At 62.1% G+C, this 8988-nt stretch carries 10 protein-coding genes and 1 pseudogene; 10 read left to right on the top strand and 1 reads right to left on the bottom strand.

Annotation, left to right across the window (positions count from 1 at the left end; translation table 11 throughout):
• From NZL82_RS19430 to NZL82_RS19390, 9 genes and pseudogenes are all read left to right on the top strand, one after another.
• Positions 1-108: pseudogene (locus tag NZL82_RS19430) on the top strand (IS5/IS1182 family transposase); the annotation flags it as partial.
• Positions 109-256: 148 nt separating this feature from the next.
• Entirely contained in the window at positions 257-517 is a 261-nt protein-coding gene (locus tag NZL82_RS19425) for a hypothetical protein (protein WP_261271345.1), read from the top strand.
• A gap of 42 nt (positions 518-559) precedes the next feature.
• Positions 560-1213 carry a hypothetical protein gene (locus tag NZL82_RS19420; RefSeq protein ID WP_261271344.1) on the top strand — a complete coding sequence of 218 codons (654 nt, stop codon included), beginning with the start codon at positions 560-562 and terminating at the stop codon, positions 1211-1213.
• Positions 1214-1434: 221 nt separating this feature from the next.
• Positions 1435-2118 carry a 3'-5' exonuclease gene (locus NZL82_RS19415; RefSeq protein ID WP_261271343.1) on the top strand — a complete coding sequence of 228 codons (684 nt, stop codon included), beginning with the start codon at positions 1435-1437 and terminating at the stop codon, positions 2116-2118.
• A 131-nt stretch (positions 2119-2249) separates the two neighbouring features.
• Positions 2250-3770 (top strand): AAA family ATPase, encoded by a 1521-nt coding sequence (locus NZL82_RS19410; protein ID WP_261271342.1) that lies wholly within the window; start codon positions 2250-2252, stop codon positions 3768-3770.
• A gap of 157 nt (positions 3771-3927) precedes the next feature.
• On the top strand, positions 3928-5277 hold the full coding sequence (locus NZL82_RS19405) for a hypothetical protein (protein WP_261271341.1): 1350 nt from the start codon (positions 3928-3930) through the stop codon (positions 5275-5277).
• 285 nt (positions 5278-5562) lie between these two features.
• Positions 5563-5805: a hypothetical protein gene (locus tag NZL82_RS19400; protein WP_261271340.1), complete on the top strand. Its 243-nt coding sequence runs from the start codon at positions 5563-5565 to the stop codon at positions 5803-5805.
• Between the two features lie 92 nt (positions 5806-5897).
• Positions 5898-6152 carry a hypothetical protein gene (locus NZL82_RS19395; RefSeq protein WP_261271339.1) on the top strand — a complete coding sequence of 85 codons (255 nt, stop codon included), beginning with the start codon at positions 5898-5900 and terminating at the stop codon, positions 6150-6152.
• Between the two features lie 108 nt (positions 6153-6260).
• The gene (locus NZL82_RS19390) at positions 6261-7070 is read left to right on the top strand and encodes an IS5 family transposase (RefSeq protein ID WP_261271346.1); all 810 of its coding nucleotides are present in this window, start codon (positions 6261-6263) and stop codon (positions 7068-7070) included.
• 522 nt (positions 7071-7592) lie between these two features.
• Here NZL82_RS19390 and NZL82_RS19385 read toward each other — a convergent pair.
• Positions 7593-7871: a hypothetical protein gene (locus NZL82_RS19385; protein ID WP_261271338.1), complete on the bottom strand. Its 279-nt coding sequence runs from the start codon at positions 7869-7871 to the stop codon at positions 7593-7595.
• 136 nt (positions 7872-8007) lie between these two features.
• Between NZL82_RS19385 and NZL82_RS19380 the strand changes: the two genes are divergently transcribed.
• Entirely contained in the window at positions 8008-8634 is a 627-nt protein-coding gene (locus tag NZL82_RS19380) for a hypothetical protein (protein ID WP_261271337.1), read from the top strand.
• Positions 8635-8988: the final 354 nt, after the last annotated feature.

The following is an 8988-nucleotide window of genomic DNA, read 5'->3' as shown; positions in this document are numbered from 1 at the left end:
TTCGGTCGCCTCAAGGACTGGCGCCGCGTCGCAACCCGATACGATCGCTGCCCTACCGCCTTCTTTTCCGCCATCACCCTCGCTGCCACCGTCATCTTCTGGCTGTGATCAACGAGTCCTGACCCTAGACCACCTGCCGGGAGCCGAATGGTCGCCCTGCATCCGCCCGCTCGCGGGATGCGGTCAGCAATATGCCCTGAACCTGACCGCCAGCCATGACGGCAAACGGCTGACCTTCGCGCAGGCCTGCACGAACATGAACATTCTCCATGCTCAGGTCGATCGGGGGCGCCGCTTCGCCAGCTGGCTGCGGTCCGACATCAGCGAGATCGAGGGGCAAGTTCAAATCGATGCGATCGCCACCTTTCGGCTCGTCATACGCCGCTTCGCCGCGCTGAACCCGGTCGGACACAGCATCGCCGCCGTCCTCAGCGATCATCTCTCCGTCTGGCTCGGCGAAAGCGATCACCCCGCGGCGCAAGCGCACGTCGCGGACCTGCTGTCCGCCGCCGACTGATCCCACACGGCCGCCATGCGGCCAATGCCCAAGGAAATATCTATGTCTCTCATCGACCTGTCGGTCGAGAACCGCGGTTTCGCGCCCGCGTCGATCGCACTCGCCATCCGCACCATCGGGGCCTGTCCCGCAGCGCGTAACAGACCGGATGCCCGTATCCTCTGCGGGATCGGCATGCTTTCCGTCACCCCGGATAATGAGGGCTACCACTTCTCGACCGAGGCGCGCTGCCTCGGCGAAGGGGACACCGTCCTTGATCTGCTCGACTGGCTGGAGCCGCACATCGCATTGCCCCATGCCGTGATCAGCTGGGATAACTTCGGCGCCGTCCCCTACCGGCTGCTCGCGCTGGCCGATCCGGCGCGCCATCCGCAGGTCATCGCGGCCGCGGTCGATACGGCGGGACGATGGCGGGCCCTGCCGCTCGGCCACACATGGCACCTTCGCCAGGCGCGCGCGCATCTCATGCCCTGCATGTGCCCGCCGCAGACGCCGGTTGACGAGTGCGCTGCAGAGATGCCGACCATCCTGCTACCGGACCCAACGACCACTGCGGTCGAACTGATCGGCGAGGCGATCGCCGGATGGCGATGCTGGGCTCAAGGCTTCGGCGATTTCGACGACGCTGACCATCCCGCACAGGCAGCACTTCGGGCGCTGGACCGCTGGCGGGGCGAGCAGCCCACTGCTCTCTGAAGCCCACCCCCCTCATCCCGGACCTTCCTCCAACAGGAGAATTACCATGCATATCGATCCCGCTCGCCTCTGGAAGAGTGACACCCCTGCTTATGTCGTCGTCCTCGATGCGGAATGCCGCTACGATCATCAAGTCCATGGTCGCTATCTAGCTGCCGAACGCCTTCTCCCCTGCCGATGTCGCCGACATCGAGTCGCGCGAGCGCCGCTATGACCCGCGCGTGACGCCGCGCTGGCCGTGCCAGAAGATCGTCACCCTCTCCTGGCTCATTCTCACCGATGGCGACGACGGCCTGCGCCCGGTGCGAATGGAGACACGCGGGTGTCCCGAACTCGACGAAGCTGGCATCGTCGCTGCCTTTCTCGCCGACATGGCGCAACTGGGTCATGTCCAGATTGTGACCTGGGGCGGATTCCACTCCGATATGCCGCAGATCATGCTCGCCGCCGTCGCCGCGGGGCTGCGCCTGCCTCCTTCACTGGCAGGCCTGCATTCGCCATGGCGGCGCGAGGCGTCGGGACACCTCGACCTGATGAGCGAGATGTGTGGCGGCGCCAAATCCGCGCACCTCGCCGAGGTCGCTGCCAAACTCGGCGTGCCGGCCAAGATCACCTGCCGCCCGGATCAGGTCAGCAAACTGATGGATCAGGGCAAATGGTCGTCCGTAAAGGCCGTGGCGGAGGGGGATGTCCTCTCAACCCTGATGCTCCTCATGCGCTGGCGGCATCTGCTTGGCGGAAGCGTGTCGACGCTAGAAGCAACGCAACGGCTGACCACCTTCGTCGCTGAACACCTTTCCCACCGTCCCTACGCCGCCGACTGGGAGCGCTACGGCGCCGAGATGTTGGGCCAAGCCTTCGCGCTCGAAGCCGCCAAGGTCGAAGAGCTGATGCCGTCACCCTGACGATCGCGCCGAAAGCCCTGCGCCCGCGTTAACCGTGCCGCGATTTTTTCAGCGCGCGCACTGGGACCAGGGCGGCTGATGCATTCAGCCGCCCATGGCCCATAAACATATTTAAAGGCATTGTACGCTGAATGCTGAATTCCCGTCGCGCTCATCATGAGCACGACCCGCAACCGGGATTGGCCAGCATGTCCAAATCGAATGCCACACCAAGCGATCCGATGCATTCGGATCGCCGACCCGCGTCGGCGCATGTTGCGCCGACGAGGCGCTGGGACTCCCAGCCCGAGACCGACAAATGGCTGGCCAGCCACCATTTCGAGGACGCGACCCCGACGATCCCCTTCCGGATCGACGGCTGGCTGGCGGCCCAGGGCGCCGCTGTCTGGTTCGGCGCGGGCTCGACCGGCAAGACCCAGCTTCTGCTCTGGATGGCGGCGATGATCGCGAGTCGCCCGGAGCACCGGGCGCCCACCTGGCTGGGCGGCAAGATCAACGGCACCGGCCATGTCCTGATCCTCACCGCCGAGGACGCCCGGCCGCAGATCGTCGGCCGTCTGCGCGACATCGTGCAGAACACGATGCACCAAAGTTCAGCCGTCGCGCACGAGACCTGCTCGCGCCTCCACGTCATGCCGTTCCTCAGCATGACCGAGGACGAGTTCGGCCACCCCAACGCCAGCCTGCTGCGCTTCGGCGACGACCGCGTCTGGCGGCCCTCCGAGGTCATGGTCGAGGTTCGCCGCTACATCACCGAGTGGAACGCGCGTCACGACGATCCGGAGGACCGGATCGTCGGCGTGGTCATGGACTCCGCCACCAGCATGGCCGGGTTTGACGGCATGGAGGGCGAGGCCACCACCAACTTCTTTTTCTATCTCGGACGCCTGTGCGAAGCGCTCGGCGTCTTCTTTACGATCATCGGCCATGTCCCGAAGGCGGCTTTCGTCCCCCGCAAGGATCCGTGGGGCAGCGCCGCATCCCGGCTGCGCGGCGTTGCCATGTGGACCACGGCACCGCGCATGGCGGTCGAGGTGCGCCTCATCCAGGAATGGCGCGAGAAGGGAGGGCCCTACTACGAGGCGGAGGAGCTTCGCGACCTCTTCCCCGATATCGAGCGCAAGGACTTCCTCGTCATCTATGCCGCCAAGGCCAACCTGCTCGGTGTCTGCCGCGAGCCACGCTACCTCATTCGCGACGCGCAGGGGGCGTTCCGCGAGGTGGGCCTCCCTGCCCCCACCGATGACGAGGGCACTGATGCCAGCGAACCGACGCCGCCGCGGTCCCGGGCCAAGCCGAAGACTTCACGCACTGCGAAGTCTCGCGCTGACCGATCCCAACGAGTCGAGCAGGATTACACTCCGGGCACCGACCTCGTGATGCAGGTTATGGGCGTGACCTACCCCGACCTTGCCGATGGTCAGCGCGTCTCCGCCAACCGCGTCATGAAGATACTCAAGGCCATGCATGCCGAGGAACCCCTGCCCGCGCGGTCGCTGGTCGGCAGTGCCTCAGGCGGCGGCAAGACCGGCGCGCGTGCTGGCAGCATCGCCTGGCACTTCCAGAGACTTGAGGAGCGCGGCGTCCTCATCAAGCGCAACAGCCGACATTTCTATGTTGGCCAGACCGATATACCCACCGACCAGCCATAGAGCATGTCGCGGCCATCAGGCCGCTCATCAACCCTGACAGCGTCCCGGGCGAACGTCGCCCCTTCTCCTCTTTTTCCCTCCTCAAAGTCGACCTGCAATCGATCGATTCTGAAGAAGATTGGCGAAAGCCGGAGAAAGGAAAAAAGGAGTATTTAGAATGAAGACGTTCGCGACTGACCTGCTTGAAGCCACGCTGGTCGATAAGTTCGATGCTGCCTTGTGCTCAGTTGAACTGGAAAATGGAACATCGCTCGCCACTGTCCTGGCTTCCGCAATCATGGTCGATCTACGATGCAGCGGGAGTGAGGATGCCGTCGATATAATCGACACTCTGGACGATGACGCAATCAAGGAGCTTGGCGCCCTTCTGTTATTCGCCATCGAGGGAGACGATAGGCCGTTCACCCTCCCGCTCGGCACCGTAGTTCGGCCGTACGAACCGGGTTCGGTCGAGATCGGAGAGGAAGTCTGGGTGATCCAGACGGGCAAGCCGGGCCTGTCTCCGATGGAGATCGTCCGGCACGACGCCTATGGCCGTAACCTCGAGTTGCTACGTGAATTCATCAGCAAATGGGTTCAAGGTCGGCCGTGGCAATGTATCGGTCTGCCCTCGCCCAGCAACATCTCGGATTACGGTCCCGTAAATCTGCTCGCATTCCCGCCCTTTCACGACGCTGGCGGCGTGGTATTGCAGCGGGAGGTCAACAGCACCGGTGCGGCCTGCTTCGCCGCCGCCATGCCGGAGGACATCAAGTTCCTGGCCTTGTCGATCGCTAACGACATGAGAGCCATGTGGCACCGTCGGCAGGACATAGCCGATCAAGCTCGCGCGGTGCGCCAGATCGCCGAGAGCAAGATCTCGAACGATGCGGTTGGCGTCGCGCTGCACGCGATCGCCATCGACCTTCACCGGCAACATACCGACAAGCACTTCGGCTTCTACGTCCACTATGACGCCATCGACGATGCCTTCCGTCCCGGCGTGGTGCGAAACTTCATGCCCGCTCCCTTCGAGGGCGTGTATCCAAACCAGGGCGCCACCCACGAGATCGTCGGTCGCCGCGAAGCACGAGACGCCGTGCGCGCGCTTGGCGCAGACGGTGAGATCGACTCCTTCGCCGCTGCTGTCGTGCGCTACGCGCCAGAGGGTCAGGCGGAGGTACTTGCTCGTCTGGCGATCGACTATGACACGGTCGTGCAGTTCGTCACCCCACTGGGGCCGGTCTATGCCACCCTATACTGGCGCGACGGTTGCATCGAGGCTGAGATTTCGGCCCCTGGCCGGATCGTCAAACGCGGCGAGTTCCTCGAATGGTATGAAGAGGATTTCGACGCAGACGACGCACAAACGCTGCTCGGCCTCACGCCGCTCGATGTCATGCCGCTGCCCTTCGATGCCAGGTGCACGATCAAGCAGGCCACCCCGCTGCGTCCCGGCGTGAAGATGCAACTCGACAGCAACTCCTTCCTCGTCAACTGTGCCAGTGGGCGCATCTGGGAGCGGTAATGGGTTACGGGGTCGGTGCCCAAGGCACCGGCCCCAAGGCATGCTTCGGTCGCCACCAGTATGGTGATGCGCTGGCGTTCTTTGGTCGCTGGCACTGTCTCCGTCCTTGAAGCGACGCGGCAGCTGTCAGCTTCATCGCCGAGCGCCGCGATCATCGCCCCACGCCGCCAAGCGGCTCCTATTCTGCATGATCGGCCAAACGGCGAATATTTGGCGTTAGCGGCCCGTCAGCTATTGGTGGAAAGTGGACGTTGCATGATGGCGGGCTGCCGCTAGGTTCGCGGCATGATCTGCAACATCATCGACAGCCGAACGAGGCCGTATCGCTGGCGCGAGGTTAACGCCATCATCGAGGCGACTTCGCATGACAATGCCTGCGAGGATGCGGACGAACAACGGCCGACCGATGACGATCTGACCTACGACCAGCGTGAGAATGTCACTGTCGCGGAAGCGGTCGCGTGGGCCAACGAAGAGGTGTGTCCGGTGACGCTATACCTCTACGACAAGGGTACCGGGACGACCTGACCAATGCACTTTTCGGTGGCTTGCAGACGTTGAGGGCGTTGCCTATCCTCCCGGCTATGCAACTCGCGCGCAAGATTATCCTTAACAGTCCCATGAAGGATGAGAGCCGACTGACAGCGTTCGTAGAGCAGTGTCTTGCCGACGGTGTGTCGTTGCTAGCCATCTACGGACCCGGGTGTGAGGAGCTAGAAGAAAAAATAGGCTGGCTTGTTGTAGAAGACGGCTCTACTCCGGGCCGCTTTCTATGCACGACTTCGCATCCGGAAGAGTCGTTCGATGATGTGCTGAATATGGCGCAAAATTGGGAATTTGAGCGAGCAGACCCGGTACGGGAAGTTTGGCTGTAGGAACGTCTGCAATTGGGCATTTGCAGACCGTCCGCTTGCCGGGGAAGGTTGATGTGGTTCTAGAAGCTGTTATGGACTTGGGTGCGTGCCTGATTGATCCGTTACTGGATGAGCATTTGCCGCAAGCCATATCCGTCTGACGTCAGCGACGAGGAATGGTCGCTGGTTGCGTCGTACCTGCTGTTGCAGCGCGAGGATGCCGGTCAGCGGGAGCACGACCTGCGCGAGGTGTTCAACGGTCTGCGCTATATCGTGAAGACGGGAGCGCCGTGGCGGTGGATGCCGAACGATCTACCACCCTGGGCGGCTGTGTACCAGCAGACGCAGCGTTGGCTGGCGGCAGGCTGTTTCGAAGCGCTGGTCGATGACCTGCGCGCGGTGCTGCGATTGGCGACGGGACGCGCGGCCGAGCCGACCGCCGCGATCATCGACAGCCGAACGCTACGCTCGACGCCCGAGAGCGGCGAACGTGCCGGCTATGATGGGGGCAAACGCAAGAAGGGCTCGAAGATCCACATGGCCGTCGATACGCTGGGTCATCTGCTGGCACTCCACGTAACGCCGGCCAATGCAGAGGATCGCGGCGAGGTGGAACGGCTCGCCCGGACGATACAGGCCGTCACCGACGATGCCGTCGAACTGGCCTGGGTCGACCAGGGCTATACCGGCGAGCGAGCCGCCCACGCCGCAGCCAAGCACGGCATCGCACTTGAGGTCGTCAAACTGCCCGAGGCCAAACGCGGCTTCGTCCTCTTGCCACGACGATGGGTTGTCGAACGATCATTCGCATGGGCGACCCGCTTCAGGCGTCTCGTTAAAGATTACGAACGCTACTCCGAAACACTCGCTGGACTTCATGTCGTCGCCTTCGCATGCCTCATGATCAAGCAGGCTGCCGCGCTCGCCGCAGGTTCATAACAGCCTCTAGGCGAACCCATCCCGTCTTTGCTTCGGTCGCAGTCGCCGTACCCTGCCAGCGTCGGCATGCCAGAGCCGAGTTTCGAAACGCCGACGTTCGTGCTTTGCTTCGTTGTCACCGGCTTTGGCGCCCTGAGCTAGCCAATGCCTATAACCAGCCATATTATTTCGATTGAAGCAGCTTAGCGCCATGTGTTGGGCCGCGCGCAAGTCGCCTCGTTTGTAGGCGCGTCGATACAGCCCAGCGGGGCTAAACGCGTCCGCAGGCGTGCCAAAAGGATCGGCGCTACCATGGTCAGAGAACCAATCAGCAAGTTCAATCATCGCACCTGCATATCCGCGTAGAGCAAGGTGCCACATGATCGGTAGCCACTTCCCCGTGTGCCGCTCACATCGGATCGCCAAGCCTTTGAGGTAGAGCCGATCCGCAGGCGTGTCGTCGCTTATGCATTCCATGGCGCGACCTTCGCACATGCCTCGAATGTCCGCTATGGGCGATAGCAGACGTTCGGTCGCGCAGACTTACTGCTGTTCGCGACCGATAAATCCATATTTAATGAAGCCAACATCAGGGTGTTCAGCGATCCAAGCGGACAAGCAGTTTGATCCGCGTTTCGATCGGGTAATTGCCAGTGTCACAGTCGCCCTATCACCTGATTGAACTATTTTTGCAGGAGCATGACACTTTACAATGGCTGCTTTAATCTCGCTGACCCCTGCCGCAGGGCCTTCAGCGAACGGGAACGCTACAAGCTGTTGAGCAGGATCGGCCAACAGCAACGACGCTACAATTAGGATCATCGCCCGACCATGCCCCCACTTTGGAATGGCTGCAATTGGGTATAAGCGGAACGTCCATTCGTTGTCGTTTGCGGAACGGGAGTTTTAGTCTGTTCGGTGTTGAAACGACGGCGCTCACCCGCCTACCATCATCTGCATGGGCGACACCCACAGCAGGATCATGGCGGCGGCTGCCAAGAAGCAGTTAGCCCCGCTGGGCGTTCGCCAGCAGGGGCGATCTCGCCTCTGGCTCGCAGACCGTGGTTCGTGGCTGAACGTCGTGGAGTTCACCCCGAGGAGATGGTCAAAGAGCGTGTCACTGATGAACGCCGCTCACTGGCTATGGGTAGGCGCTGGCTTCATGAGTTTGAACGAGGCGGTTCCGTCGCAATTACACGTGGAGTTTGAGACCGAAGAGCAGTTTAAGGGGGCGGCGCGGGAGATCGCGCAGGCCGCACAGGTCAACGCCTGCCTGATGGACGAGCGCTTTCCGTCGTTCCAAGCCATTGCCGAGTTCGTGATCCAGCGCGCCGAGAGTTCTCCCGAACGCTTGGGGCCGAGTTGGTGGGGCTACGAGGCCGGGATTGCCGCTGGACTGCTCGGTCGAGTTGACGAGTCCAGTCGCTTCTTGCGCGGACTCACCGATGATCGGGTTGTGAACCGAGCCGCGAACCTTCTCCCTTTAATTGGGAGGCTGGACGCCTTCAGGAGCGCGGTGAACATAAACGTCGCAGAGGAGCGCGCGAGATTGAAGCTGGTGGCGCTTGAACAGCCTGCATTCTAACGACCGCTTCTGGGCGAAAGCGGACGTGAGCATGCCGATGCGTGAGCGAAGGTGCGGACGTTCAAATATCCCGAATCCACATCGCCGCGGCAAAGGGCTCTCTGCCGCTTGAGCAACCCAAGGCGCTAGCATTCTAATTTTAATCGGCCTTTCGAAGATGCAGCAGAGATAAAGCGGCAATGGCCATTGCCGCCATCCATACATAGTAACCGATTAAGTGGGTAATCTGTAAGCGTTGCCGGTAGGCCGCCTTGCGGTGGCCTCGGCCTTCGGGATGCTTGTCGCCTTTGACGAGGGCGCGGGCAGTGCGGGAAGTTTTTGGTTCTACGACCAGTCATACGAGCACTCGTATGA

It is taken from the genome of Sphingomonas sp. LC-1, assembly GCF_025371035.1.
Classification (GTDB): domain Bacteria; phylum Pseudomonadota; class Alphaproteobacteria; order Sphingomonadales; family Sphingomonadaceae; genus Sphingomonas; species Sphingomonas sanguinis_E.
Note: the sequence above shows the minus strand (reverse complement) of the source record. Positions and strands in the feature narration are given on the sequence as shown.